The following is a 24,321-nucleotide window of genomic DNA, read 5'->3' as shown; positions in this document are numbered from 1 at the left end:
CGGCCTCAGTGCAAATCGCTCGCCCGACGCAACCACGCGAGGTCTGCCTTTGAGGATCGCACCTTCCGCCACGACGTTCCTGAATGTGGACCTCGAAATCCGAAGCCCGCACCGGCTTGAGGGCCTGGTTCGCGCGCTGGCTCCGGGCGCGTTCGCGCTTCACGAGGAGCCCCACTTCGCCTGTCTGGAGCTGTCTTCCTGGCCGACGAGCGTGGAGTCTGCGCTGATGGAGTTCGTGGGGCTCATCCAGGCCCTTCCCGAAGAGGCGCGCGCGGCGTGGGACGGTTGTACCCAGCGGCGCTTCGATATCGGGATTCATGTGGGGCTGGAGCCCCATTCGAGCGCCTTCCCCGTGCCGGAACTCGTCGTCCGGCAGCTCGCCAGCGTGGGTGCGGAGCTCGCCTTCACCGTGTACGCGCCGGAGACTACGGCGCGCTGAGGAGCAGCACCTTCCCCGTGGGAATGGTGCGGTTGTCCTTGATCTTGTTCCACCGCATGATGTCGTCCACGCTGACGCCGTAGCGCTGCGCGACGGACCAGAGCGTCTCGCCCTCGGCCAGCGTGTGGACCTTGCCGGCCTTGCCCGCGGGCTTGGCGACGCTCACCGAGTGCTTCGCCAGCACCGTGCCGCCGCGCTCCTGCACGCTGGCGGTGGCTGTGTTGCCATCGGGCCAGATGAACAGCGTGGAGCCCACCTGGAGCGTCGGGTTGCGCCGCTTGAGGTTGTTCCACTGCTTCAGCGAGTCCACCGACACGTTGAACTTGTTCGCAATCACCCAGAGGCTGTCGCCGGACATCACGCCGTAGGTCACGCGCGTGCGCCCGTTGATGGTCTCCTTCTTCACGGGGCCCGCGGCCACCGGGCCTTTGGGCGTGCCCGCCGGTACCTCGTCCTCGGGCCGCACCACCACGCCGCTGCGGCGGGCCTGCGCCACCTTCGTCGCCAGCGCGCCGCCCGAGCTCTTGCCGGCGGGAATCGGAATCACCAGCTCTCCGCCCACGCGCAACGTCCGGGCCGACTTCAGCTGGTTCATCTGGAGGATGGCCTCGGACGCCGTGCCGTACGTCTCAGCGATCTGGGACAGGGTGTCGCCGCGCTTCACCTTGTGGATGCGGAAGGTGAGCCGCTCCGCGGGGCTGATGCGCTTGTAGTTGTCCGCGAACTGCGTCCCTGCCCCCTTGGGAAGCCGGAGCGTGTAGGGCTTCTTGGCCGTCGCCGGCGGGGTGCACCAGCGCTTCAGCTCGGGGTTGAGGTCCTGCACCACCTTGACGGGCACGCCGGCCGCGCGGGCGACGACGTCCAGGTCCGCCGCGTCGGTGAGCTGCACCTCGTCGAAGTCGAGCACGGGCTCGGGGTCGAACTCGTTCTCGTTGAAGCCGAACGCCGCCGGGTGCTTGGCCACCAGCGCCGCGGCAATCAGCTTGGGCACGTAGTGCTTCGTCTCCTTCGCCAGGCCGCGCTCCTCGGACAGGAGCCAGAAGTTCGTCGTCCCGTGCCGCTCCACCATCCGCCGGACGCGTCCGGAGCCGGTGTTGTAGCCGGCCCACGCCAGGTACCAGTGCCCCAGCTCGCGCTTGAGGTCCTTCAGGTATGACGCCGCGGCGTGGGTGGCCTTGATGGGGTCCCGCCGCTCGTCCACCCAGAAGTCCTGCTTCAGCCCGTACTGCTTGCCAGTGCTGGAGATGAACTGCCACGGCCCCGCCGCGTGCGCCCACGAATAGGCATGCGCCGAGAAGCCGCTCTCAATCATCGCCAGGTACACCGTGTCCTTCGGCAGGCCGTACTGCTCCAGGATGGGGTGCATCACCGGCACGTACCGGGCCGCGCGCGACATCCACTTGCGGAACCAGCGTCGCCCGGGCCCCTGGAAGAACTGGACGTACTGGGCCACCAGCGGCTGCATCTCCACTGGGATGTCGTAGCGGTCCTGAATCTGCGCCACGTCGAAGGTCGCCAGGTCCGTGATGAGCGGAATCTCCGGCAGCTCTTCGTCCTCGCGGAAGGTGTGCTCGTCGAGCGCGTCCAGCATGCGCATCCGCAGCGGGTTGGCGAGCCCGAGCCGTCGCAGCGACTGCATCACCTCCGCGGTGGAGCGCGACGCCGGGTCCAGCGCAGCGCCTTCCAGTGCGCGCAGTTCCTCCAACTCGGCGGACTCGGACTCAACCGCGTCGCGCGTGGCCTCGCCTTGCTCGGAGGCGTCCTCGGCCACCATCGGCGTGCCGGGCTCCAGCGGCTCCAAAGCGGGCTCATCGACATCATCGGTCGCGGTATCCGCGGCGCCAGGTTCCGTGGCGGCCGTGGGTGCCTTCTCGGCCGTGGGTGCCTTCTCGGCCGGTGCCTGCGCTGCGGGTGCCTGCGCACCCTCGGATTCCACCACCTGAGCCTTGGCAGGAACGGGCCCCACGGGCGGTGGGGTGAGCCCCGAGGCAGGGGCTGAGGCCAGGGCGAGCAGGAGCAGAGGTAGAGGCGGCATACAGTCGCGGGAACGGGCGCCCGGAGGCGGGCGAAAGCGGGAAGTAATCGCCCTTTTCCTTGACAGTCAAACAAGGAGTCGCGCCATGCGCGTCTTGTTTGGACGCCGGGTAGGAGCAACCGCCCAGGCGAGGCCCTGGATTCCTGGATGACTAGGGCTTCCCGTGTCCCGGCCCCACGATGCGCGGCAGGTACGTCGCGAAATCGAAGTGAGGCGAGTTCTCCGGGTTGTGACAGGTGACGCACACGCTCTCGCCCGGCGAGGCGATGATGTTGTGGGTGCCAGGCGCATCCGCGTGCTCCGAGCCCGGACCGTGGCAGCTCTCACAGCCCACGTCCTCGCGGCCCGCCACCTTGTCCAGCCGGCAGACGCCGCCGGGCTGCTCCCAGCCGGTGACGTGGCACCCCACGCAGTTGAGGTGGAACTGCTTGCCCACCTGTTCCAGCGTCTCCCAGGCGAGGTGGTGCTTGGACTTCTCCCAGACGGGGAAGGCGTCCTCATGGCAGGTGCGGCAGGGCTCGTTGCCCACGAAGCCCGCGCGGCCCGGCGCCGGAGGGGGGCAGTCCTGTCCATGCGCCTTCGCCCAGGCGAGGTTCATCTTCCCCACGTCCGCGTCATAGGCGGACACCAGCGCGACCGCCTCCGCGTCGGAGGGAAGGCTGGACTCGAGGGGCACGAAGCGCAGCGTGAAGGCGTTGACGCCGTCGTTGGTGACGGGCGGAGCGTCCAGCAGGGCCTGCCGGCGCGCCACCAGTTCGTCGCGCTTGCCCTGCTTGAGCGCCTTGAGCTTCGGGTCCGTGCCGGGGAGGTTGATGTCCTTGTCCAGCAGCGCCGTGCGCTGCTCCAGGGCGGCGGCCTCACGCTCCAGGTCATCCTGCCCCTTCTGCAACGCAAAGGGGCCCGCCTGGGGTGCATAGGCCAGGTCCACGCGCAGCAGCGAGCGTCCCTTGCTCTGCAGCGCCACCACCGGCACCGCGGAACGCACGAGCCGGTTCTCCTCGCCGCTGAACTCGGTGGCGGTGCGGGTGGCCACCACCACGTCGGCCTTCAGGTTCGGCTGCTCCACCGCCTGCTGGGCCACGTCCAGCGTGACGTCCAGCAGGCCCACCACGAAGTCCGCTCCCTGCGCGCGGGCCTGGGCGCTGGCCTCCGCGAGCTGCGCGGCCGTGGTCGCCGCCACCACGCCCACCTTCCGTTCGCCCGCGGGCAGCAGCTTCACCGCACCCGGCGCCAGCTCAGGCAGCCCCAGGCCCTTGCGGAACTCCACGCCCTGTGTGTCGTCCAGCGGGCCGGTGGCGCGCACCGCCAGGCCCATGTGCCGCATGGCGTCCGCGAGCGCCTTGGCCTTGCGCTCCTCCTGGGGCACTTGTCCTGGCTTGAGCCGCTGCTCGCCGAAGAGGCTGTTGCCGCCATCCACATAGAGGACGGGCAGCGAGCCCTTGCGCGCCGACTGCACCTGCGCGGCGGCGCGGGCAATGCCGCCCCGCATGTTCTCGCTACAGCCGCACGGGCCCAGGTAGCCACGCGTGTCGGCGGAGAAGAAGAGGATGGCGCCCGAGCCCTGGCTTGCTGCCACGGCGGGCTTCGCGGCGGCGGTGGCCGACGAAGCCGAAGCGTCTGCTTCCGCGGGCTTGGGGGGCGGGTCCTTGCGTGCACAGCCAGCGAGCGACGCGGCCAGCAGGGCCGCGGCGAGGAAGGCACGCATGGGATTCACCAGAGGATGCTCTGCACCAGTTCGTCGATCTTCTCACCCATGGCTTCCAGTCCGTTCACCTTGGACAGGGAGCCGTCTGCCCCCACCTGTTCGGCCAGCTTGGACAGCTCGTCGTCCGGGAGGCTGGAGAAGAGGACGATGGGGATGTCCTGCGTGCCGTACTCGTTCTTGAGCGTGCGACAGATATCCGTGCCCTTGGCTTCGGGCATGTGGATGTCGGTGAGGATGAGGTCCGGGCGCCAGGTCTGCAGCGTCTTCTCGAACTCCATGAGCGTGGAGGTGGCGATGACCTCGTAGCCGCGCGCTTCGAGCACGGCCTTCTCCATCGCGAGCGTAATCTCGCTGTCATCAATCAGGAGGATTCTTCGCTTCTCGGACACGGCGACCTTCCTTCACTCCTTTATCTATCCTACCCCCACGCGCCGCACCAACGCTTTCCCGTGCGCTCCCGGGGCCGGTGTTTCCCTGATTTCGGATGTCCACCGCCGCACGCTCGCCCGCCGGGTCTCCGGGGACGACTTCTTTCCAGTGAGACATCCGAAAAGGGATATGGAAGTCAGCCATGATGCACCGTGACAGATGGACCCTGAGAGCACTCGTCCTGGGACTGGGGCTGCTGTGGAGCCTTCCTGCCGCCGCGCTCAACGCGGGCCTCAACCCGCCGCCCCCTTCGGTGGACCGGAAGACGCCGCAGGCCACCGTGCAGGGCTTTCTGGCCGCCGCGCACCGGGGTGACTACGCCCTGGCGGCGCACTACCTGGACCTGGACTACATCCCCCGCGCCCAGCAGGCGGAGCGGGGCTTCCAGTTGGCCCGCGCGCTCAAGTTCGTGCTGGACCGCAAGCTGCCCGTGGACGTGAGCTCGCTGAGCAAGGAGCAGGAGGGCGACCCGGCCGACGCGCGCTACGATCAGTTGGGCACCATTCCGTTGCAGGGGAACAACGTCCCCGTCCGCGTCCAGCGGGTCTCTTCTACCGAGGGGGAACTGGTCTGGGTCTTCAGCGAGTCCACGGTGCGGCAGGTGGACCCGCTCTTCGCGGAGTATGGTCCCCGGCTGGTGGGCCTCCTGCCGGCCTTCTTCTTCAGTGACACGGTGCTGGGACTGGAGCCCTGGCAGTGGCTGGGGCTGCTGGTGACGGTGTTGGGCAGCCTGGGGCTGGCGGTGCTGCTGGAGCGCCTGGTCCTGGCCTTCGCCCGCCGTGTGGCGCGGTGGACCCGGTTCACCTGGGAGGAGAATGTGGTCTCCTCGGGGAAGGGGCCGCTGAAGCTGCTCACCTTCTCCGCGCTGCTGGTGGTGGGCACGCTGCTCTTGCGGCTGCCGCGTCCGGCGCAGGGCGTGTTCATCCGGATCGGCTATTCGTTGAGCGTCGTGGCGCTGGCCTGGGCCGTGCTGCGCATCCTCCACGTCTCCGTCGCCTTCGTGCAGAGCCGCGTGTCGTCGGAGATGAAGGACGCGGCCCGGGCGCGCAGCGTGAGCACGCAGTTGGTGGTGCTCCGCGCCATCTTCGAGGTGGCCACCTACGTCATCGCCGCGGCGCTGCTGCTCATCCAGTTCGAGGTGGTGCGCAACGTCGGAGTGTCACTGCTGGCCTCCGCCGGTATCGCCGGCCTGGTGCTCGGTCTCGCGGCGCAGAAGTCCATTGGTACGCTGCTGGCCGGCATCCAGCTCTCCATCACCCAGCCCATCAGCATTGGCGACACCCTCATCACCGAGGGCGAGTGGGGCACGGTGGAGAAAATCACGCTCACCTACGTGGTGCTGCGGACGTGGGACCAGCGCCGGCTGGTCATCCCCATCGTCCAGTTCCTGGACAAGCCCTTCCAGAACTGGAGCAAGGGGAACCCGGAGATGCTGGGGCCCGTCATTCTCCAGGTGGACTTCCAGACAGACATCGACGCGCTGCGCGCGGAGCTGCGCCGCATCCTGGAGAACGAGGGCAAGGCCTTGTGGGACGGCCGCGTGGCGACGGTGGTCGTCCTGGACGTGCTGGACCGGACCCTCACGGTGCGCGCGCTGGTCAGCGTGTCGGACTTCAGCAAGCTCTTCGACCTGCGGGCCCTGGTGCGCGAGAAGCTGGTCGCCTTCCTTCGCGCCCACCCGCTGTGGCTGCCCGTCACTCGCACGGAGGCGCGTCCCTTCCCGCCGCCCGAGCTGGACCCGACGCGGCTGTCCGCTTCCCCTGAGTTGCCGCCCGCGCCGCCTCGGGCGTGAAGGCGGGCTGCCCCCCAGGCGCAGTGAGCCCTTGCCTGGGGGCATGGGGTTTTGAATAGTCGGCGCGCCGCGCCGTCATAGCGCTGGAAATTCGCACCTACCGCCCGGGGGAGTCTTCGAGATGATGCGTCATGTCAGGTTGTGTGGGGCCCTTGCGATGGTGGCCGCCACCGTGCCGCTGACCGCCAGTGCCCAATCCGGAGGCCGCACGGACGGTCCAGAGGAGTCCGAGTACGGCAAGGGTGGCTACAGCGGCCCCGGAGGCCGGAGCGTGTCGCTCCAGCTCGACTGGGGCGCGGCCATCAACTCCCGCAAGCCGCCTCGGGGCGCGCCGGAAGGCCCGCCGCTGTTCGTGGGCGCCACGCTGTCGCTGTGGGGTGCGGACTGGTACCAGCTGGACGTGAGTGGTGCCTACGTGTTCGACGGGGGCCGCTTCGTCGGCATGGTGGGCCCGCGCTTCCGGACCTGGGGCTGGCCGCTGGTGTTCACCGCGGGCCTGAAGGCCGGCGCCATCGTCATCCCGGAGGGAGAGGGCCTGCGCTTCGGCATCTCCCCGCAGCTGGGTGCCGAAATCCTCCTGGGCGACCGCGAGAACATCCTCATGGCCCTCAACTACACCCCGGACATCCCCATTGGCGGTGGCGGCGTCACGCACCGGCTGGGCATGTCCGTGGGCTACAAGTTCTAGCAAGGAGGTTTCGACATGATTGCCCAGCTGCTTGCCGCCACGCTGGCGTTGACCTCCAGCCAGGCGCCCGTCTCTGTTTCCGGCCGGGGAAGCCCGCAGGTGAACCTGCCGTTTCCGTCCGGAGACGTGCAGACCTACAACATCATCCAGTGGGACCCCAACCAGCTCCCGCGCATCTACGAGCGCTCCGACCAGCTCCCCCTCACCGACGAGGAGCTGACGAAGCTGTCCCAGGCTGGCTTCGAGCCCGCCCAGCTCGTGAAGATGATTGAAGAGCGCCGCTGCGCCTGCGACGCCAGCGCGGACGGCCTCATCCGGCTCAAGAAGGCAGGCGTGGACAAGGACGTGCTGGCCGCGGTGTCCCGGCACGGCCTGGCGCCCAACCGCGGGTTGAACCTGCTGGTGACGTTGGACTTCACCGGTGAGAGCCGCACCGCGCGCGAGGCGTTCCTCTACTTCTTCGTGGACGATGGCGACATCACCCGCGTCTTCACTGCCAACATCCCGGAGCTGCTGCGCCGCCGCAACAGCCACGAGACGACGGTGGACCGCAGTGACATCCTCGTCGCGCGTACCGTGCGCCGCGTCCAGTTGGCGGGCCAGGTGCCGCTGCGCACCTATGGCAAGCACAACGTGCTGGTGGTCGCCAGCGCCAGCCCCACGCTCACGCATCCGTCCCAGCTCACCGCGCAGGAGCTGTCGCGGTCGCAGCGCTACACCTTCGACTACCCTCGTGCGTCGCTGCAGAACGTCTGCCGCCTGACGGCTGGGTACCGCCGCGACGCGGTGCTCGCCTACAAGTGGAACTTCGAAGGCAGCCGCTTCGAATGCGAATGGAACTAGGAGTGACCCGCACCATGAACACCCGCCGCCTGCTTCTGTCCGCCTGTCTCGCCGCTTCGCTGTCCGCCTGCACGGGCCCGCGCGCCTTCACGCGTGGCACGTACGAGGACCCGAACACCATCGAGATGCTGTCGGACCGCTTCAACGAGAACGACCTGCAGCTCATCGCGAAGAAGATGGCGGAGTCGCTCGCCACCTCGCCGCGCTTCGCCCAGCCCCGGCCGGATGGCTCGCTGCCCATCGTCCTGGTGGGCAAGCTGAAGAACAGCACCTCCGAGCACATCGACATGCGCTCGCTGGGCGACAAGATTCAGACGGCGCTGGCGCAGACGGGCCGCTTCGCCCTGGTGGACCAGCAGGCGCGCCAGGACATCGCGGAGGAGTACGAGTACCAGCAGTCCGGCTACGTCGACCCGAACACCGCCAAGGGCCCGGGTCAGCAGACGTCGGTGGACTTCCTGATGACGGGCGACCTCGCCTCCATCATCCAGGAGGTCGGCCGGGACAAGCTCGTCTATTACAAGATGACCGCGAAGCTCAGCAACGTGCGGACCGGCCTCATCGAGTGGACGGACGAGAAGCAGATCCGCAAGAAGTTCGAGAAGCGCGGCGTGAGCTGGTAACGGGCGCATTCTTCCATGTCCATCCACTCCCGCAGCCCGGTCCGCCTGAGCGGGTGGGGCGCGCTCGCGCTCGCGAGCGTGCTCCTCCTGTCGTCGGGCTGCGCGGGTGATTATGTGGCACGCACCCGGGGCGTGCGGTCCGCATACCAGTCCGGGGACTATTCGCGCGCGCTGTCCACGCTGGAGGCCGCGGCGAAGGAAGGGCCCGAGCAGGACCGCCTGCTGGTGTTGATGGACAAGGGCATGGTGTTGCACGCCGCCGGGCAGTGGGCGGAGAGCAACGCCGTGCTCGAGGAGGCGGAGCGGCTCAGCGAGCAGATCGACAGTGTCTCCGTCAGTGAGGAGGCGAAGACGCTCGTCACCAACGAGCGTCAGCGCACCTACCGCGGGGAGGACTTCGAGAAGCTGATGATTTCCGTCCTCCAGGCGCTCAACTACGCGGAGCTGGGCGACGACGAAGCCGCCATGGTGGAGGTCCGCCAGGTCAACGAGCGCCTGGAGAAGATGATCGCCGAGGAGAAGAAGCCCTACGAGCAGCTCGCGATTGCCCGCTACCTGGGCGGCGTCATCCGGGAGGACCAGCGGGACTGGGACTCGGCCTACATCGACTACGCGAAGGCCTATGAAATCGCGCCCCGCAAGGACGCGCTGGCCGAGCCCCTGCTGCGGCTGGCGCAGAAGGTGGGCCGCGACGACATGTACGCGGAGCTGCTGGCGAAGTACCCGGACGTCCCGCACGCGCCGCTGGCGCCGGACGAAGGGCAGCTCGTCGTCGTGGTGGAGGCGGGGCTGTCTCCCGAGAAGCAGCGCGGCTCCAGGGACCCGGGCGGCGGTGGCGACCTGATTGAAGTCCCCACCTACCGGAACCGGGGGCTCGCGCCGCCCGTGAGTGTCGCCCTGGAGAGCCAGTCCCAGCAGGCGGTGACGGTGACGTCGCTGGCGGACGTGGCCGTGGTCCACCTGAATGACCGGATTGGCCGCATGTTGGCGAAGCAGCTCGCGGGCGTGGCCGTGAAGGCGGGCGTGGCGGCGGGCGTGGGCGCGCTGACGAAGAGCGATGAGCTGGGCGTGCTGACCTTCCTCGTCCTCAACGCGATGAATGCGCCAGACCTGCGTTCCTGGCTCTCCCTGCCCGCGGAGTTCCAGGTGGCGCGCTTCCGCGTGCCCGCGGGGAATCACACCGTGCGTGTGACGAGCTGGGGGCAGGTGACGGAGCATCCGGTGGAGGTGAAACCGGGCCGAGTGGAGTTGTTGGTGCTCCGGCGCTACTGATTTGGTTTTTTGATGTAGGGTGCGCGCCCCATGTCGCCGGTCCTGGCCACGGTGGCCCTGTATTCCCTCATCATCGTCCTCGGCGCGCTGGCTGGCGCTGTGGTCGTCGTCTTGAACGACCGACCCACCCATCTGGTGCGCTTCCTGGCTTTCGCCGCGGGCGTGATGCTGGGCGCCGCCTTCTTCCACATGCTGCCGGAGGCGTATCTGGGTGGCGGATGGTGGGCCTTCGCCCTGGTGCCCGCGGGCTTCGCCTTCCTGTTGGTGCTGGAGCGCTACCTCGTCGCGCACGCGGGCGAGGACATCTCCCACGGAGACACCATGGCGGGCACCGGGCACTCGGTGCATCCGGGCCACGTGCTGGGGCTCACCGCCTTCCTGGGGCTGTCCACGCACACATTGTTCGACGGGATTGCCCTGGGGTCGGCGGTGGAGGAGGGCGTGGGGGGCATGGCGTTGCTGGCCATCGTCGCGCACAAGGTGCCCTCCGCGCTGTCGCTGGCTTCCATCCTCAAGACGGAGGGGCGCTCGAAGGCCTCCATCCTGTCGCTGTCCACGCTGTACGGGATGATGGTGCCGGCCGGCGCGCTGCTCTACTTCCTCTTCGACGCGATGCTGCAGTTCGAAAGCCTCGCGGCCAAGGCCCTGGCTTTCTCCGCGGGCACGTTCCTCTACATCGCCGTGTCGGACCTGCTGCCGCACGTGCACCGGCACGGCAAGGACCAGCCGGGCCGCAACGTGCTGGCGCTCTTCGCGGGCCTGCTGCTGATGTTCCTGCTCGCGCGGCTGATGGGGCACCCCGAGCACCCCGGCCACTGAGCGCCCTTCATGGAAAAACGCACCGACTGGTACGAACACCCGCAGTACTACGAAGCCATCTTCGGCACGGACACCGTGCGCGAGGTGGACTTCCTCCAGACGCTCAGCGAGCGCTTCGGCACGGGCGGCAAGCTGTGGCTCGAGCCCGCCTGCGGCGCGGGTCGGCTCGTCGAGGAGGCATCGAGCCGGGGCCTGCGGGTGGTGGGCTATGACATCTCCGAGGCGATGCTGGCCCATGCGCGAAAGCGCCTGACGCCGGCGCAGCGGCGGCGCGTGAAGCTGGGGCCGTCACGCATGGAGTCCTTCGCCGACCCGTCGCTGGAGGGGCAGGTGGACCTGGCGCACTGCCTGGTGTCGACCTTCCGCTACCTGGACAGTGAGGCCGCGGCGCGCCAGCACCTGCTGGGGACGCGGCGGCTCTTGAAGCCGGGCGGCATCTACGTGCTCGGCTTCCACCTCACGGACTACGCGCGCGCCCGGCCTGAACACGAGCGCTGGGTGGGGCAGGTGGGGGAGGACCGCGTCGTCTGCAACACGAACGAGGGCCTTCCGGAGCAGCGGGCGCGGCGCTCGCCCATGCGCAACCGCCTGCGCGTCACCGGGCCGGACAAGGACTGGCTCATCGAGACCCAGTGGTACTTCCGCACGTACAGCAATGCCCAGGCGGCGAAGCTGTTCCGCGACGCGGGCATGCGGGTGCTGGCCGGGTACACCTTCGACTACGACATCAACGCACCTGTGGAGCGGGGCAGCCTCCGGTTGGACCGCGTCTTCGTCCTCCAGCCGGACCCCGAGTCTCCGTCCGTGGACCCTGCCGAGCCTGGGCGTGCGTCCGCGCGGAAAGCGCCCAAGAGGGCCTCGACGCCCCTGAAATCGCGCAAGATTTCACGATGAGGGCGTTTTGAGAGGATTGTAGAGGTACTCTCGGTGAATTCTGGGCGGCCTGCGTTCTGATGGGACGCAGGCGCGTCCTGCTGGAACGCAAAACAGGCCCCTCGTGGTGGCCGCGTTCACCCATCCCCCTGGAATCACACGAATGTCGCGTCTGGCACGGGACGCGCATGTCGTTTTGCCGTGGCGCTTCGGGAAACCGGGCTGCCCCGCAGTATCGGAGTTTCGGGAACGCGGAAGGAGGGGCCGCTCCTTCCGCGTTCTTCATCTCCGCTACACTCCGTCCCCCTGATGTGGTTCCTGACAGAGCCTGTCGGAGGGCATTGGACGGAGGCGAGTGGATGCAAGACGAGATGGCGCAACTCCTCACGGATTTGCGGGGAGCCAAGGACTTCGAGGCCGCGGCTGCCGCAACGCTCCGGCGGCTGCAGGCCGTCGCCCAGGAGGCCGTTGCGTCCAGTCGGTACGCAGCCCGGGGCCGGGTGTTGCGCGGCATCGTCCACCTCCGCCCCGGCGAGGCCTACCGCAGTCTGGCCGCACTGGAGGTAGGGGCTGCGGAGATTACGGATGCCAGTGTAGGCACGCCCTTCTTCACCTCCGCCACGGCCTGGCGCGCGGTGGTGGAGCACCGGTGCGCGGTCTCCATCGACGTGAATGTCGGGACGGTGCAGCCCCATGCGCCCAACGCCCCCGTGACGGGAGACCCGAGCCTGGCGGGCTTCAACAGCCATGAGAGCCGGCAGCGCTTCCTGGGCCGTCATGCGACACACGTCTGCGTGCTTCCGCTGCGCACGCCGGGTGGGGACATCGAGGGCATGATTTCGCTGGAGGCGGACTGCCTGGCCGCGATGGGGCAGGACTTCGTCTGGCTGGAGGCGGGGGACCGGCTCCAACTGCTGGCGGACGTGGCGGCGCCGTACCTGGCCCGGCTGCCGCAGCGGCCCGTGGCCCGGCCGGAGGTGGATGAGTTCCTCCCGGTGGTGGGGCGCTCCATGGCGGAGCTGCTGCCCATTCTCCGCGTCTTCGCGCTGCAGGATGAGACCATCCTCATCAGCGGCGCCACGGGCGCGGGCAAGTCACGGCTGGCGCGCTGGTGCCACGAGCGCTCCAACCGCCGCGGCAAGCCCTTCGAGACGCTGGACCTGGTGACGGTGCCGGAAGACCTCCAGATGGCGGAGCTCTTCGGCTGGAAGAAGGGCGCCTTCACCGGCGCGGTGCGAGATGCCCCCGGCAGCGTGGCCCGCGCGGAGGGCGGCACGCTGTTCATCGATGAAATCGACAAGCTGTCGCTCAAGGCCCAGGCGGGGCTGCTGCACCTGCTGGAGTCGCGCAGCTACCGGCCGCTGGGCGAGGGCACCGGTGAGCGGCAGGCGGACGTGCGCTTCATCATCGGCACCAACGCGGACCTGCACGCGGAGGTCCGCGCTGGCCGCTTCCGCGAGGACCTCTACTACCGCGTCAACGTGTTGCCGGTGCGCATGCCGGCCCTGCAGGAGCGCCAGGACGAAATCCCCCTGTGGGCGCAGTACATGGTGAACCGCCGGCACCGCGAGCGCTCGCCGGACGGCCACGCCCGGCTGATGAAGGAGGCGGAGCGGCTGCTGGTGGGGAGCCCCTGGCCGGGCAACCTGCGGCAGCTCGACAACATCGTCCGCCGCGCCTACACGCTGGCCATGGTGGAGCACGCGGACGCCTCGGGCGAGCTGGTGCTGCACGAGAAGCATGTCGCTCGGGCGCTCGACTATGAGCAGGCCCCGGGAGCTCGGCCGCTGCCGGAAGCGCTGCGCGCGGCCGCGCAGGCCTTCGTCGCCGAGGCGCGCCGCCGCAATGCCCCGTTGGATTTGGACCTGGCCGATGCCTTCCGCGGCATGGTGTTGGGGTTCGCCATCCGCCAGGTGGGGCGGGACGAGGGCTTCAAGCTGCTGGGCCGCGAGAGCCTGGTGAAGAACCGCAACCACCACAAGGCGCTCAAGCGCGAGCTGGAGAAGGTGGACTCGCTCTACAGGGCGCTGGGTGAGGAGGGCTCGCCCTTCTCCGACTTGCTGTCGGAGGTCGAAGCCGTCTGAGTCGCGGCGCCCGGGACGCTACCGGGCGTCGGCGTGGGGGCCCGCGGCGATGCCCGTGGCGCCCCGGGCCAGCTCGTCACACACGAGCGCGTGGAGCCGGAAGGCCATGCGCGCTTCCTGCACCACCTCTCGCGCCTCGTCCTCGTCCAGCTCCAGTCCGTCGAGGCGTGAGTGGATGCGGACGCGGAAGGCCGCCAGCCCGGCCTCGGGCACCGTGCCGTAGAAGGTGGTGCCCTGGCCTTCCGCCAACTCGAAGGCGTCCGTGATTCGCCGCGCCCGGCGGTGCCCGCTGAAGACGTCCAGCACGCAGCGCGCGTAGGCGTGCGCCACCAGCAGGTGAGGGGCGTCCTCGGCCACCTCCCGGATGCGCTCGGCGTGCAGCCGCGTCTCCACGCAGGCGAAGGTGTCCGCCCGGGACTCGCCGCAGAAGTACGTCAGGTCCGCTTCCAGCGCGGAGGCCAGCCGCAGCTCGGGTAGCAGCAGCGCGGTGGTGAGAGTGGTGCCCATGACGTGGGGCAGCGCCGCTTCGAACGCCGCGTAGAGCGTGTGGAGCTGCCGCAGGTGGCTCACGTAGTGCTGCGCCCGGACGTACTGGCCATAGATGCCGCCCTCCCACGCGTCGAGGAAGAGGGACTGGATGAACAGCGAGCGCTCCGCCTGCTCGGCCAGCTTCGCTGTGCCTTCCGCCAGCAGCACGGACAGGGGCGCCGGGGTGGTGGCCTGGGGCTGCTGCGGGGACGCCGGGAGCTGGGGCTCCACCAGCCGCTTCACACGCGCGGACACATCCGTCCGCGGCAGCCGCAACGTGCCGGTGGCGCTCACTGCTTCCACCCGCCACCGGCCAGCGTGCTCATCGCCAGGGGCCCGGTGTCCTCGTTCGCCAGGGACTCCAGCGGTGTTCCCAGTTGCTGGAGCGCCTCCGCCAGCGTCATCCCGATGGCGCGGAGGACCTCCTCCTCCACGCGAATCGTCACCGGCCCCATGGCCAGGTGGATGTGCCCGCACGAGCACTGCGTCACTTCCGCGCATGGACCTCGCGCCAGTACCGTCTTGCCGCATCCCTGACCGGGCATCGTTGCTATCCTTGATTTTGATTTTGAGTATCGAAATCAAAATAGATGATGCACCAAAGGCCGGCGGAGAGCAAGCCCCGGCCTTTTCTCGACTTGCTCCGAGTGTGGGGAAGGAGAACGGCGTGGGACAGCGGGGCGTCAGCGGCCCAGAGGCTGGCGCTGCGCGTCCCTCAGGCCCACCAGCACGCTGGAGCCGCTGTCCGCCACGCGCAGCTCGCCGTAGCGGGCGCCCTCGTAGCGGTCGGCGTGACCTTCCTGGAAGAAGAAGGCCTCCGCGCCCAGGCGGAAGCGCTCCTTGCGCAGGCGGTACCGGAGCTTGAGCTCGCCGGGCGCCAGCGGGGTGTCGGGCGTGTCGAAGCGCACGAAGGAGCCCACGCCATTCGCGTCCAGCCGCAGCACCATGTTCCCGTCCTTGGCGGTGGTGACGGGATTCGCGTCCCGCTCACGGCTGATGGCGTAGTCCAGCACCATGTAGTCGCCCTGAATCAGCGAGCGCGGGTCGACGGGGGCCAGCTCCAGCAGCACCGGCGTGCCCGAGCGCAGTACGTGCTCCTTCTGGACGACGAGCCCCGCGGGGACGAGCAGCGCGAAGGCCAGCCCGCCGAAGATGACCGCCGTGCGCACCATCACCGCACCTCCGACGCCGGGGCGGGGAAGCGCCGCAGCAGGAACGAACGCAGGCCCAGGAACACCAGGCCGCTGCCCATCAACGCCAGCGACTTGGCCAGCAGCGTGAGGCCCAGGTCGTAGTAGTACCAACTGCCGGACGCGAGCAGGTACGCCACCGCCAGCCCCAGCAGCACGCTGCTGCGCCGGTGGAAGCCGAGCACCAGCATGCCCACTGCGGTGATGACCGCCGGTGTATGGGGCGTGAGCACGGCCACCAGCGTCAGCGCAGCGAACACCGCCGCGCCCGCCACGCCGGTGGGCTCCATCGCCAGCTCACGCAGCACCCGCCACGCCGTGTACAGCGTCAGGGCCGTCAGCCCCAGCGTCAGCACCGCATCCGGGAGCGCGGAGACAGTGTCGAAGAGGTGCCGGGCCACGTCCCGCATGCCGCGCGCCAGCAGCACGCCGGGGATGGCGCACGCCAGCGCGAAGGCCACCGGCCCCACCAGCTCGCCCGTGGTTCCCCGTCGCAGCCGGGCCTGCTCCAGGAAGAGGAAGTACATCAGCGCAGCGCAGCCCAGAATCAGCAGGTCCAGCGCGAAGCCACCCACCACGTGCCAGGCGAGGAAGCCGGCCGCGCCCACCACCCCCAACGTGCTCAGGAAGCGGAGGATGGCATCTGGGTAGACAAAGAGCAGCACGCCACTGATGACCAGCACCAGCGTCGCGGCGACGTTTTCGTTCTCCGTTTCGATGCCGAAGCTGGCGGAGGCCATGGCGGCGCCGGCCAGACACAGCGCCAGCGCGAGCTGCTCGACGAAGACGCCGCGCAGCGTGCGACGCAGCATCGTCGCGCCCGCGCACAGGCCCAGGCCCACCACGCCCATCACGACCTGCTCCTCCCAGAGGCCCGCGCAGGCGAAGAAGCTCAGTACGAAGATGGCGGACAGCCAGGCGCCGACGCCGGCGAAGGCCTTCACGAACCAGGGCACGGCCACGGACTGGCGCTGGTGGGCCTCCAGGGCCACGCGGGCCCGGTCCGCGGCGTCGGGCTCGAGCTGGCCTTCGGCCTGGAGCGCGTTCAACACGTCCTGCAACGAGGGGCGCAGGGCCATGTCAGGACTCCTCCGTGGCGCCGGTGACGCGGGCTTCGTGCCGCAGCCACCACACCGCGAGCGCCACCTGGGCGATGACGAAGAGCGGCAGCACGAAGAGGCCCAGGACTTCCACGTCCCGGTAGGAGTCGAAGACGATGCTGACGGCGCCGGAGGTCAGGAGCGTCATCACGCTCACCGCGCCGAGCGTGAGCATGAACAGCTCGCCCTTCAGGTGCCGGTGCAGGGCGTACTCTGCCGCGAGCGAGGCCAGCACCAGGAGGAGCGCCACCACGGCGCCGGTGGGGGCTCGCGCCGGGTGCATGATGAATGGCACCGAGGCAATGAGCACCGGCGCCACCGCCATCACGGCCAACACCCGGGGCACCCAGCGCGCCTGGAGCCAGGACACGCGCAGGTTGGCGAAGTGCTCGTAGGTGGCCCAGGTGAAGCCGTTGAGCCCGCCCAGCACCACCGCCAGCCAGTAGGTCTGGTCCAGCTCCGTATCCAGCACCTGCTCCCAGAAGAGGAGGATGCCGGTGTTGACCAGCACCAGCGCCAGCAACCCCAGAGGCGCGAAGCGGGACACCGCCACCCAGGGAAGGATGAGCACGGCCCAGCCGATGAACAGCTCATACGGGTCCGCGCCTGTCTGATACGCCTGCCCGTAGACGGCCAGCAGCGCGCCCACGAGCACCGAGGCCGCGAACAGGCACAGTTGCCCACCCAGCGTCGCGCCTTGCTTCCAGGCGCCCACGGCCGTGCCGGTGATGGCCGCCGCGATGAGGCCCAGCTTCGCGAAGCGGTGCATGTCCGCCCAGTTGTACGCGAAGAAGTAGATGACTCCTGCGAGCACCAGCAGCGCGCCCAGGCCCATCAGCGTGGTGGAGAGGAAGCGCCGCCAGTCCTGCCGCGGCGGGGTGGCCACGGACAGGTGCAGCGCGCGCTCCAGGGTGGTCGGCGTCAGGATGCCAGCGTCCGCGAGTGCCCGGAGTCGCTCCGGCGTCGCGTCAAGGTCGAGCAAGGGTTTCAACACGGGCGCAGTCTAGCTGTCCGGCCGGGGAGCGCGTCCATCGGCATGCCTGCCGCGCCTGTCCGAAGGTCGGCCCGTGGGCCATGCTAGGCTGCCCGCCCTCGTGTGAGGCTCGCACGTGTGCCAAGGGGCCCTGTCCATGGCGGCGAACCTGGAGTGCCCGAAGTGCGGCAGCGAGCTCGACGTGACGGGGCGGGCCCCGGGCGCCATCATTCGCTGTGCCTGCGGGAACCTGTCAGCCGTCCCGAAGCGCTCCTATTGGGCGAGCGCACGCGGCGTGGCGCTGGCCCTGGGGGTGTTCTTGCTCTGCCCCTGTGTGGGAATCCTGGCCGCCATCGCCATCCCCAACTACAACAAGCTTCCGGTGCGCTCCAAGCAGCAGGAGTGCAAGGCGAACCTCCGTGGCCTCTACGCCGCCCAGCGGAACCACAACGCCGAGCACGGCACCTTCGAGCCGCGCATCGTGAAGGCGGGCTTCATCCCGGAGCGAGGCAACCGCTACGCGTACTTCACGGGCACGGGGCCACTGGTGACGCGCGAGGCGGAAGAGGACGCGGTTCCGGCGGACGCGGAGGGTGTTGGCGTGGACCGCTTGCGGGACACGAGCCGCCGGGCCATCACCCTGGCGGACCTTCCCGCGTGGGTGTCCCGGCAGGTGGGCGTCTTTGGGACGTGCCCGGATTGCTACGTCACCATGGCCTGCGCGGGCGACATCGACATCGATGACACGGTGGATGTCTGGCTCATCTCCACGAAGCCGCTCAAGGATGAGTCCGGCGAGGCTGTTCCTCCCGGCACCCCGACGAATGTCGTGAACGACGTCGACGGTTGACGGGCCCGGTCCGCTGGGAGTCGTCGCTTCGCCCGGCGAAATCGTCGTGGGCGGACGACCCGGAAATCCCGCGCTTTACGTATCTGACTTTGAGAGCGACGGACGGATGGACGGGCCTGAGTCCCATTCCGCCTCGCTCGCCAATCACAGAAAGGTTTCAACCGTGCGCTCGATGATGAAGCGTCTCTCCCTGGGTGTATGCATTTCTACGTCGATGGCGTTGCTGGGGTGCGGCGGCGAGATGATGGACGCCGACGCCATGGCGGACATGGCGCTGCCCGAGGAGGCCGTGGGCACCACCTCGTCCGCGGTGGAGACGGTCAGTGACTTCCGCTTTCGCACCGCCAACCGCTACGCGGGCATTCATGGCTACGCGGCGGGCTACGGCAACTTTCATGAGGCCAACTACGGCGCGGGCGTGGTGCGTGGCACCATCCTGCTCAAGCCGGGCACCGTGGCGCACTACCTCGCGGTGCCCCGCTCCTCCCTGGGCAACACGGCGCTGAGCAACATCCCTGAGCTGTTCCGCCGCGCGCAGGACTACGGCAACGCGCACGGGTTGGGTATCGCGCTGCCCGCGTTCGAGCAGGGCCTCAACGGCTCCATCGTGGAGTACGGCATCCACTTCCTCCACCCCAGCGTCGTCGAGTTCCGCGACGTCCCGGGCTGGGCCATTGGCTACCCGGATGTGACGGACGCCGGGGCCATGATGCGCGCCGCCAGCGACTACGCCTCCTCGAACGGTTTCGCCGCGGGCCTGCCCACCTTCCACTCCGCCATCTACAGCGGCACGAGGGTGTACGGCATGCACCTCATCCGCCCGGGCTACGCCGATTCGCGGGACGTGCTCGCGGACGTGCTCGCGATGCAGGACCGCTTCAGTTCAGACGCCGCCACCGTCACGGGCGACAACTGGGCCCGGACGCTGCGGCGCCACGAGGCAGCGCAGGACTCCATCCAGACCTGCACCCACCTGACCACCCTGGAGAAGGCCGCGCTGCGCAGTGCCTACCGCAAGGCCATCCGCCACTCGGGCACGAACGAGGCCGGCATCAACGCGCGGGCGGAATTGGGGGGAGACGATGTCTGGATCAACTTCGGCGTGCTCTTCCCTCAGGGGGACACGGAGATTGCCCAGACGCTCATCCACGAGATGATGCACATCGCCGGTTACTCGCACCCGGACCGCCGCAACGGCATCGACACTCCGTATGACGGTGGCCCGTACTACAACTCCGCGCCGCTGCGCGCCGAGCTGTGCATCGCGGGCTTCCAGAGCATCCACTCGACGCGTGAGTCCAGCCGCGAGTCGCAGACGCGCTGAGCGGAGAACGGCTCGGCCGTGGGGGAGCCGAATTAGGGGGAGAACAGGGGGCTCCGCGCGGTCCAGGCGGAGCCATCCTCCCAGTCAAGCGGCCGCAGGTCCGCGGAGGAATCGCGCGACGTGAGGGGGCTGAAGGGATACCGCGCTGCCAATGATGAGGCAGTTGCGAGGGATGGCTCATTGGCGAGATCGGGGTGATAGGGTGCCGCGCTGTCCGTTCATTGGGGCGCGGACATTCACCGGGGGATTCTTCGTCAATGGCAGATATCAAGTGTCCGGCGTGCGGCACGAAGCTCGACGTAACCGGACTCAAGCCGGGTTCAAGCATCCAGTGCTCATGTGGAAACAAGGCTTCCGTGCCGCGCTCCAGCCGGAAGAAGGTCTTCCTCATCGTGGCGGGTGTCTTTGCCGTGCTGCTCATTCCGTGCTTTTTCTTCATCGTCGGCGGCATCAGCGGCTTCCAGGGCTCCAAGAACCGCGCGATGCAGGCCATGTGCAATTTGCAGTTGAGGCAGTGGTACATCGCCCAGATGGCTCACTACGCCGAGCACGACGCCTATGAGCCTGTCTTCGCGAAGTTGAACTATGAAATTCCGCGGGGCAATCACTTCGCCTTCCTGGCGGGGAGCGCGCCAGCGGATGCTCGTGACACGGCTGGGGCCACCTCAGTGGAGGACGCCGTCGCCGTGGGTGTGGACGTGGCGACGAACCCGGCCTTGAAGGCCATCCAGTTCGGCGAATTGCCGGTGCTCGTGGCCAAGCAGGTCGGCCTTTCGGGGGAGTGTCCTGACTGTGCCATCACGGCCGCCTGTGTCGCCAATCTCGACCGGGATGGCGACCTGGACGTGTGGCTCATCTCCTCGAAGGAACTCACCGGGCTGGATGGGCAGCCTGTGAATCCTGGTGAGCCCCTCCACTTCATGAACGACCTGAAGGACTGACGCGCGCGCTTTCGTGAGCGGTCATGCGCGGACGGGCGCTCGCGTGCGCCGTCTCCCTCAATCCCGTGAGTCGTCGTCGTCCACGAGCATCATCCCGTGCTTCGTGAGCAGCTTGCGCAGGTACACCCGGGCGATACCTGCCTCGCGGGCCGCGCGGGAGATGTTCCGGTCGCAGCGCGCGATGAGGCCCTGGAGGTAGTCCCGCTCGAAGACCTCGATGAGCCGCTCCTTGGCCTCCTTGAAGGGCAGCTCCGCGTCGAGCGCGCCTTGTGGCGACCGGAGCGAGCCGGAGGGGGCGCCCATGGGCGGCAGGGTGTCCTCGCCCAGATGGATGGCCTGCTCCAACACGTTGCGCAGCTCGCGCACGTTGCCGGGCCAGGGATACTGGGCCAGCAGGGCGCGCGTCTGTTCGGACAGGGCGCTGGGCGGACGGCCCAATCGCTCCAGCATGGCGTCGATGAGCAGTGGCAGGTCCTCCACCCGCTCTCGCAGTGGGGGCGGGCCGACCTTGAGCACCGCGAGCCGGTGATAGAGGTCCTTGCGGAACTGGCCCTGTTGCACGGCCTGCTCCAGGTCGACGTGCGTGGCCGCGACGACGCGCATGTCCACCGTGCGGTAGTCGTTGGCGCCCACGCGCTTCACCTGCCGGCGCTCCAGCACGCGCAGGAGCCGGGGTTGCAGCTCCAGCGGCAGCTCGCCGACCTCATCCAGGAAGACGGTGCCTCCCTGGGCACGCTCGAAGGCCCCGGCGCGCTCCGCCTGGGCGCCCGTGAAGGCACCCTTCACGTGCCCGAAGAGCTCCGACTCCATCAAGGAGGGCGGAATCCCGGCGATGTCCACGATGATGAAGGGCCCACCGGCCCGGGCGCTCTCCTGGTGAATCGCCTCCGCGCACAGCTCCTTGCCCGTCCCCGTCTCGCCCTGGACGAGCACGTCCCCGCCGCCGGCGGCCACCCGCTCCAGGACGGTGAACAGCTCGCGCATCCTCACGCTGGCGCCCACGAGCGCGCCGAAGCTCCGCCGCGAGGACAGCGGTAGAGGCCGCTCCCGCGAATCCTCCGGCACCACCTTGAGCACGACGGTGCCCAGCGTCAGCGACGCCCCGGGCCGCACCTCCAACTCGGTGAAGCGCACGCCTTCATGGAAGGAGCCGTTGCGCGAGCCCAGGTCGGTGGCCACCACCCGTTCGTCCGTCACCTCCAACTGGAGGTGCTGCCGGGACACGACGCGGTCCGTCAAGACGATGTCGCACGTCGAGGACGTGCCGAGCCGGACCACCCCCGGGCGCAGGACGTGGCTGTGTCCCGCCTGTTCCCCGGAGAGCATCAGCAGCTTCAACCGCAAGGGGCCGCGCCGCGCCACCGGGATGGGCGCCGTCTGGACCAGCGCGTCCACCTCCGTGTCCATGTCACCTGGGTCCGCCACGGCGGGCAGGCTACCACCCCACCCAGGCGGGGGAGGGGGTGACAACTGTTGTTGCCACCTGACAACCGCGGTTACCAGGCCCACCGGAGCGCCTTGCCGGGCGTCCTCCTCTGGAGCGCGCGCCTCGACTCGGCTCCGGAGGCGCTGGAGGGCCCTGGCACACCCACTGCAATAGCCTGGGTCCGCATCGAGAACGACACCACCGAGCCGCCCACCCGCGATGTCTTGCCTTGAATGGCAAGGCACTCTGCGGGTGGGCTTGTTTGTCTTTGATTTGTGCTCGCTCCCCTCGGAATCGCGCGAAAAACAAATGAAAACACCGCACGAAACACCGCGCGTATCCGACAGAGAATGTTCATGTAGTCAGCGCGCGGGGCTTTCGGCTGAAACAGCCACCTGCCCCCAATCCAAACCATCGTAGCAATCGCTATCAGGAGTCACGACCATGAGCCTGTCCATCGCGAAGTCCATTCTGTGCAACGGCTTCTCCGGCAACACCCGTGGCTGCGGCCCCACGGACCGCTACCAGGCGGCTTATCAGTCGATGGACCCGTCCAAGGCGGCGCAGACGGTGCTCAAGCACTTCGACGCCATCGAGGGCGTGGGCATGAACGCCAGCGGCAAGGGCGCCGGGGACAACAACATCGGGACGTCGGAGCTCAAGCGCGTGGCGGACCCGAACAGCGGCTTCCCGCCCGACGTCCGCGCCGCCGCGAAGTGGATGCTCGACCACCCCATCGCCCTGCGCTCGCTGGACCAGGGCGCCAGCAAGGCCCATGGCGGCAACAATGAGGTGCACCTGAGCAAGGCGGACCTCCAGGCGCGCGCGGGCAATGCGTCGGACTCCGGGGCGCCGCAGCGGCCTGGCTTCCCGCATCGTCCGCCGCTGTTCGGCTCCGGGTTCGGCGGCGGCTGCGGTGGCGGACTCGGTGGCCCGGGCGGCCTGCCCAACCCCCACCGTCCCAACCTGCCGCCGCGGCTGGACCTGTGCGGCCCGCAGTCCCGCCCGCCCTTCGGCGCTGGCCGCCACGAGCCCATGGACGTCTACAAGGCGGCCCAGACGCTCAAGGACCACTTCAACTTCGCCGAGGGCGTGGGCATGAACGCCAGCGGCAAGGGCGCCGGGGACAACAACATCGGCATGTCGGAGCTCAAGCGCGTGGCGGACCCGAGCAGCGGCGCGCCGAAGGAGCTCCGTGAGGCGGCGCAGTTCCTGATCAACCACCCCACGGCGTTGCGCTCGGTGGACCAGGGCGCCAGCAAGTCCAAGTCCAGCAAGGAGGTCCACATCAGCCTCCAGGATTTGGAGTCCTTCACGGCGAAGGCGCCCCGCCGCGAGACGCAGTCCAACCGCCTGGACCTGGCGCAGTTCATGGGCCGGGCGAGCGTCTGGGGCTGAGCCCGCCCGTTGTCCCGGCGGCCCACCCGTCATGGGCCGCCGCGCTGGGCTGGAGGTGACTGGGAGCCGGGCCCTGGGGGGAGCCTGGCTGGCCATGTCCTGACACTGGCGCCTCCGGGGGGGAGGGCCCAGTGTCAGGGCATGGCAACCATCGACATCACCAAAGCCAACTTCAAGGAAATCGTCTCGAAGGAGGGAATCGTCCTCCTCGACTGGTGGGCCGAGTGGTGCGCACCGTGCCGCACCTTCTCACCTGTGTTCGAACAGGCGAGCGCGAAGAATCCGGACCTCGTCTTCGGCAAGCTCGACACCGACGCAGAGGTGGAACTCGCGGGGGCTTTCGCCATCCGCTCCATCCCCACGCTGATGGTCTTCCGTGACGGCATCATGTTGTTCGAGCAGGCGGGAGCGCTGCCGGCCAACGCGCTGGATGACCTCATCCGCCAGGTGCGCGCGCTCGACATGAACGAGGTGCGCAAACAACTGGTGGATCGCCAGGCACAGCAGGGCGCGCCGTCCCAGGCCTGAGACGGCACGCCTCTGTGCTGCGTGAAGACGGGCGGGCCTCTCGGGGGGAGAGGTCTTCCGCCACGTCTTCGTTTCAGCTCAGGACCTGCACCTTGCCGTGGTCATCGCAGTGGCCGTCGTGCGGATGATGCAGGTGGCCGTCCACGAGATAGTCCATGTGGTCTCCGTGCGGCGCGGCGGCGTGGCCACACGAGGGGCCGTGGCGGTGCGTGGCTTCATGGGCACCACAGGCATGCTGCGGCGTGCATTGCGCGGGGTTGCGCGCGTCTTCGGCGAGCATGCACTCGTCCGTGTGGTCCGAGTGCGGGCGGTGCAGGTGCCCGTCGTGCAGATAGTCCACGTGGTCCTGGTGCTGGATGGCGGGGTGGCCACAGCCCTTGGCATGGACGTGGTCATGGCGCTCGTGCGTCTTGTGATTCATGGCAGCCTCCCTGGCGGCGGTGTCCCTGGATGACACAGCG

Annotated in this window: 24 protein-coding genes; 14 read left to right on the top strand and 10 right to left on the bottom strand. The window is 68.8% G+C overall.

The features are described from left to right. Window positions 1-49 precede the first annotated feature (49 nt). The gene (locus FL344_RS07745) at window positions 50-439 is read left to right on the top strand and encodes a hypothetical protein (RefSeq protein ID WP_228564854.1); all 390 of its coding nucleotides are present in this window, start codon (window positions 50-52) and stop codon (window positions 437-439) included. On the opposite strand, the gene FL344_RS07740 is transcribed toward FL344_RS07745, so the two are convergent. From FL344_RS07740 to FL344_RS07730, 3 genes are all read right to left on the bottom strand, one after another. Then, window positions 426-2,474, bottom strand: coding sequence for a LysM peptidoglycan-binding domain-containing protein (locus tag FL344_RS07740; protein WP_141618052.1), 2,049 nt, complete (start codon window positions 2,472-2,474; stop codon window positions 426-428). The two genes, FL344_RS07745 and FL344_RS07740, sit on opposite strands and share 14 nt — an antisense overlap. Before the next feature lie 151 nt (window positions 2,475-2,625). Beyond that, window positions 2,626-4,179: a cytochrome c family protein gene (locus FL344_RS07735; RefSeq protein ID WP_194863031.1), complete on the bottom strand. Its 1,554-nt coding sequence runs from the start codon at window positions 4,177-4,179 to the stop codon at window positions 2,626-2,628. A 5-nt stretch (window positions 4,180-4,184) separates the two neighbouring features. Next, window positions 4,185-4,568: a PleD family two-component system response regulator gene (locus FL344_RS07730; protein ID WP_002634498.1), complete on the bottom strand. Its 384-nt coding sequence runs from the start codon at window positions 4,566-4,568 to the stop codon at window positions 4,185-4,187. Window positions 4,569-4,750: 182 nt separating this feature from the next. Between FL344_RS07730 and FL344_RS07725 the strand changes: the two genes are divergently transcribed. From FL344_RS07725 to FL344_RS07690, 8 genes are all read left to right on the top strand, one after another. After that, complete coding sequence (locus tag FL344_RS07725) at window positions 4,751-6,400, top strand: mechanosensitive ion channel family protein (protein ID WP_141592627.1); 1,650 nt, start codon at window positions 4,751-4,753, stop codon at window positions 6,398-6,400. Window positions 6,401-6,521: 121 nt separating this feature from the next. Continuing rightward, a complete protein-coding gene (locus tag FL344_RS07720) occupies window positions 6,522-7,088 on the top strand; it encodes a hypothetical protein (protein ID WP_090490253.1) in 567 nt (188 codons plus the stop codon). A gap of 15 nt (window positions 7,089-7,103) precedes the next feature. Further along, window positions 7,104-7,931, top strand: coding sequence for a hypothetical protein (locus tag FL344_RS07715; protein ID WP_141592628.1), 828 nt, complete (start codon window positions 7,104-7,106; stop codon window positions 7,929-7,931). A 14-nt stretch (window positions 7,932-7,945) separates the two neighbouring features. Further along, window positions 7,946-8,554 (top strand): penicillin-binding protein activator LpoB, encoded by a 609-nt coding sequence (lpoB, locus tag FL344_RS07710; protein WP_141592629.1) that lies wholly within the window; start codon window positions 7,946-7,948, stop codon window positions 8,552-8,554. A 15-nt stretch (window positions 8,555-8,569) separates the two neighbouring features. Further along, window positions 8,570-9,826, top strand: a complete 1,257-nt coding sequence (locus FL344_RS07705; RefSeq protein WP_141618050.1) for a COG3014 family protein — start codon at window positions 8,570-8,572, stop codon at window positions 9,824-9,826. 30 nt (window positions 9,827-9,856) lie between these two features. Beyond that, window positions 9,857-10,645: a ZIP family metal transporter gene (locus FL344_RS07700; RefSeq protein WP_090490250.1), complete on the top strand. Its 789-nt coding sequence runs from the start codon at window positions 9,857-9,859 to the stop codon at window positions 10,643-10,645. Window positions 10,646-10,654: 9 nt separating this feature from the next. Further along, window positions 10,655-11,539, top strand: a complete 885-nt coding sequence (locus tag FL344_RS07695) for a bifunctional 2-polyprenyl-6-hydroxyphenol methylase/3-demethylubiquinol 3-O-methyltransferase UbiG (protein ID WP_141618049.1) — start codon at window positions 10,655-10,657, stop codon at window positions 11,537-11,539. Window positions 11,540-11,877: 338 nt separating this feature from the next. Next, window positions 11,878-13,602 carry a sigma-54 dependent transcriptional regulator gene (locus tag FL344_RS07690; RefSeq protein WP_194863030.1) on the top strand — a complete coding sequence of 575 codons (1,725 nt, stop codon included), beginning with the start codon at window positions 11,878-11,880 and terminating at the stop codon, window positions 13,600-13,602. An 18-nt stretch (window positions 13,603-13,620) separates the two neighbouring features. Here FL344_RS07690 and FL344_RS07685 read toward each other — a convergent pair whose 3' ends face one another. From FL344_RS07685 to FL344_RS07665, 5 genes are all read right to left on the bottom strand, one after another. Continuing rightward, window positions 13,621-14,424: a heme oxygenase (biliverdin-producing) gene (locus FL344_RS07685; RefSeq protein WP_141618047.1), complete on the bottom strand. Its 804-nt coding sequence runs from the start codon at window positions 14,422-14,424 to the stop codon at window positions 13,621-13,623. Then, window positions 14,421-14,675, bottom strand: a complete 255-nt coding sequence (locus tag FL344_RS07680) for a hypothetical protein (protein ID WP_194863029.1) — start codon at window positions 14,673-14,675, stop codon at window positions 14,421-14,423. Before FL344_RS07680 ends, FL344_RS07685 begins: the two co-directional genes overlap by 4 nt. Before the next feature lie 138 nt (window positions 14,676-14,813). Next, window positions 14,814-15,302 (bottom strand): GDYXXLXY domain-containing protein, encoded by a 489-nt coding sequence (locus FL344_RS07675; protein ID WP_171452316.1) that lies wholly within the window; start codon window positions 15,300-15,302, stop codon window positions 14,814-14,816. Then, window positions 15,302-16,399 (bottom strand): DUF4401 domain-containing protein, encoded by a 1,098-nt coding sequence (locus FL344_RS07670; protein WP_141618046.1) that lies wholly within the window; start codon window positions 16,397-16,399, stop codon window positions 15,302-15,304. The genes FL344_RS07675 and FL344_RS07670 overlap by 1 nt, the downstream gene beginning before the upstream one ends. Before the next feature lies 1 nt (window position 16,400). Beyond that, window positions 16,401-17,414, bottom strand: coding sequence for a DUF2157 domain-containing protein (locus FL344_RS07665; protein ID WP_141618045.1), 1,014 nt, complete (start codon window positions 17,412-17,414; stop codon window positions 16,401-16,403). Between the two features lie 136 nt (window positions 17,415-17,550). Between FL344_RS07665 and FL344_RS07660 the strand changes: the two genes are divergently transcribed. From FL344_RS07660 to FL344_RS07650, 3 genes are all read left to right on the top strand, one after another. After that, window positions 17,551-18,243, top strand: a complete 693-nt coding sequence (locus FL344_RS07660; protein ID WP_141618044.1) for a fimbrial protein — start codon at window positions 17,551-17,553, stop codon at window positions 18,241-18,243. A gap of 172 nt (window positions 18,244-18,415) precedes the next feature. Next, on the top strand, window positions 18,416-19,567 hold the full coding sequence (locus tag FL344_RS07655; RefSeq protein ID WP_228564853.1) for a hypothetical protein: 1,152 nt from the start codon (window positions 18,416-18,418) through the stop codon (window positions 19,565-19,567). A 356-nt stretch (window positions 19,568-19,923) separates the two neighbouring features. Further along, a complete protein-coding gene (locus tag FL344_RS07650; protein WP_228564852.1) occupies window positions 19,924-20,508 on the top strand; it encodes a hypothetical protein in 585 nt (194 codons plus the stop codon). 57 nt (window positions 20,509-20,565) lie between these two features. Here FL344_RS07650 and FL344_RS07645 read toward each other — a convergent pair whose 3' ends face one another. Next, on the bottom strand, window positions 20,566-21,915 hold the full coding sequence (locus tag FL344_RS07645; protein ID WP_141618064.1) for a sigma 54-interacting transcriptional regulator: 1,350 nt from the start codon (window positions 21,913-21,915) through the stop codon (window positions 20,566-20,568). Window positions 21,916-22,378: 463 nt separating this feature from the next. Between FL344_RS07645 and FL344_RS07640 the strand changes: the two genes are divergently transcribed. Further along, window positions 22,379-23,332, top strand: coding sequence for a hypothetical protein (locus FL344_RS07640; protein ID WP_141618043.1), 954 nt, complete (start codon window positions 22,379-22,381; stop codon window positions 23,330-23,332). 141 nt (window positions 23,333-23,473) lie between these two features. Next, the gene (gene trxA / locus FL344_RS07635) at window positions 23,474-23,860 is read left to right on the top strand and encodes a thioredoxin (protein ID WP_090490239.1); all 387 of its coding nucleotides are present in this window, start codon (window positions 23,474-23,476) and stop codon (window positions 23,858-23,860) included. 73 nt (window positions 23,861-23,933) lie between these two features. Here the strand turns inward: trxA and FL344_RS07630 are convergent, their stop codons facing one another. Next, window positions 23,934-24,281 (bottom strand): hypothetical protein, encoded by a 348-nt coding sequence (locus FL344_RS07630; protein ID WP_194858548.1) that lies wholly within the window; start codon window positions 24,279-24,281, stop codon window positions 23,934-23,936. Window positions 24,282-24,321 lie beyond the last annotated feature (40 nt).

It is taken from the genome of Myxococcus sp. AB036A (assembly GCF_006547355.1).
GTDB classification, from domain to species: Bacteria; Myxococcota; Myxococcia; order Myxococcales; family Myxococcaceae; genus Myxococcus; species Myxococcus virescens.
The sequence above is the reverse complement of the archived record's forward strand: the minus strand, read 5'-3'. Positions and strand labels throughout refer to the sequence as shown.

Excerpts from the sequence above, each read along its gene's own strand:
- FL344_RS07740 (WP_141618052.1), bottom strand. The coding sequence starts at position 2,474 with ATGCCGCCTCTACCTCTGCTCCTGCTCGCCCTGGCCTCAGCCCCTGCC.
- FL344_RS07735 (WP_194863031.1), bottom strand. The coding sequence starts at position 4,179 with ATGCGTGCCTTCCTCGCCGCGGCCCTGCTGGCCGCGTCGCTCGCTGGC.
- FL344_RS07725 (WP_141592627.1), top strand. The coding sequence starts at position 4,751 with ATGATGCACCGTGACAGATGGACCCTGAGAGCACTCGTCCTGGGACTG.
- FL344_RS07720 (WP_090490253.1), top strand. The coding sequence starts at position 6,522 with ATGATGCGTCATGTCAGGTTGTGTGGGGCCCTTGCGATGGTGGCCGCC.
- FL344_RS07715 (WP_141592628.1), top strand. The coding sequence starts at position 7,104 with ATGATTGCCCAGCTGCTTGCCGCCACGCTGGCGTTGACCTCCAGCCAG.
- lpoB (WP_141592629.1), top strand. The coding sequence starts at position 7,946 with ATGAACACCCGCCGCCTGCTTCTGTCCGCCTGTCTCGCCGCTTCGCTG.
- FL344_RS07705 (WP_141618050.1), top strand. The coding sequence starts at position 8,570 with ATGTCCATCCACTCCCGCAGCCCGGTCCGCCTGAGCGGGTGGGGCGCG.
- FL344_RS07700 (WP_090490250.1), top strand. The coding sequence starts at position 9,857 with ATGTCGCCGGTCCTGGCCACGGTGGCCCTGTATTCCCTCATCATCGTC.
- FL344_RS07695 (WP_141618049.1), top strand. The coding sequence starts at position 10,655 with ATGGAAAAACGCACCGACTGGTACGAACACCCGCAGTACTACGAAGCC.
- FL344_RS07690 (WP_194863030.1), top strand. The coding sequence starts at position 11,878 with ATGCAAGACGAGATGGCGCAACTCCTCACGGATTTGCGGGGAGCCAAG.
- FL344_RS07680 (WP_194863029.1), bottom strand. The coding sequence starts at position 14,675 with ATGCCCGGTCAGGGATGCGGCAAGACGGTACTGGCGCGAGGTCCATGC.
- FL344_RS07675 (WP_171452316.1), bottom strand. The coding sequence starts at position 15,302 with ATGGTGCGCACGGCGGTCATCTTCGGCGGGCTGGCCTTCGCGCTGCTC.
- FL344_RS07670 (WP_141618046.1), bottom strand. The coding sequence starts at position 16,399 with ATGGCCCTGCGCCCCTCGTTGCAGGACGTGTTGAACGCGCTCCAGGCC.
- FL344_RS07660 (WP_141618044.1), top strand. The coding sequence starts at position 17,551 with ATGGCGGCGAACCTGGAGTGCCCGAAGTGCGGCAGCGAGCTCGACGTG.
- FL344_RS07655 (WP_228564853.1), top strand. The coding sequence starts at position 18,416 with ATGATGAAGCGTCTCTCCCTGGGTGTATGCATTTCTACGTCGATGGCG.
- FL344_RS07645 (WP_141618064.1), bottom strand. The coding sequence starts at position 21,915 with ATGGACACGGAGGTGGACGCGCTGGTCCAGACGGCGCCCATCCCGGTG.
- FL344_RS07640 (WP_141618043.1), top strand. The coding sequence starts at position 22,379 with ATGAGCCTGTCCATCGCGAAGTCCATTCTGTGCAACGGCTTCTCCGGC.
- trxA (WP_090490239.1), top strand. The coding sequence starts at position 23,474 with ATGGCAACCATCGACATCACCAAAGCCAACTTCAAGGAAATCGTCTCG.
- FL344_RS07630 (WP_194858548.1), bottom strand. The coding sequence starts at position 24,281 with ATGAATCACAAGACGCACGAGCGCCATGACCACGTCCATGCCAAGGGC.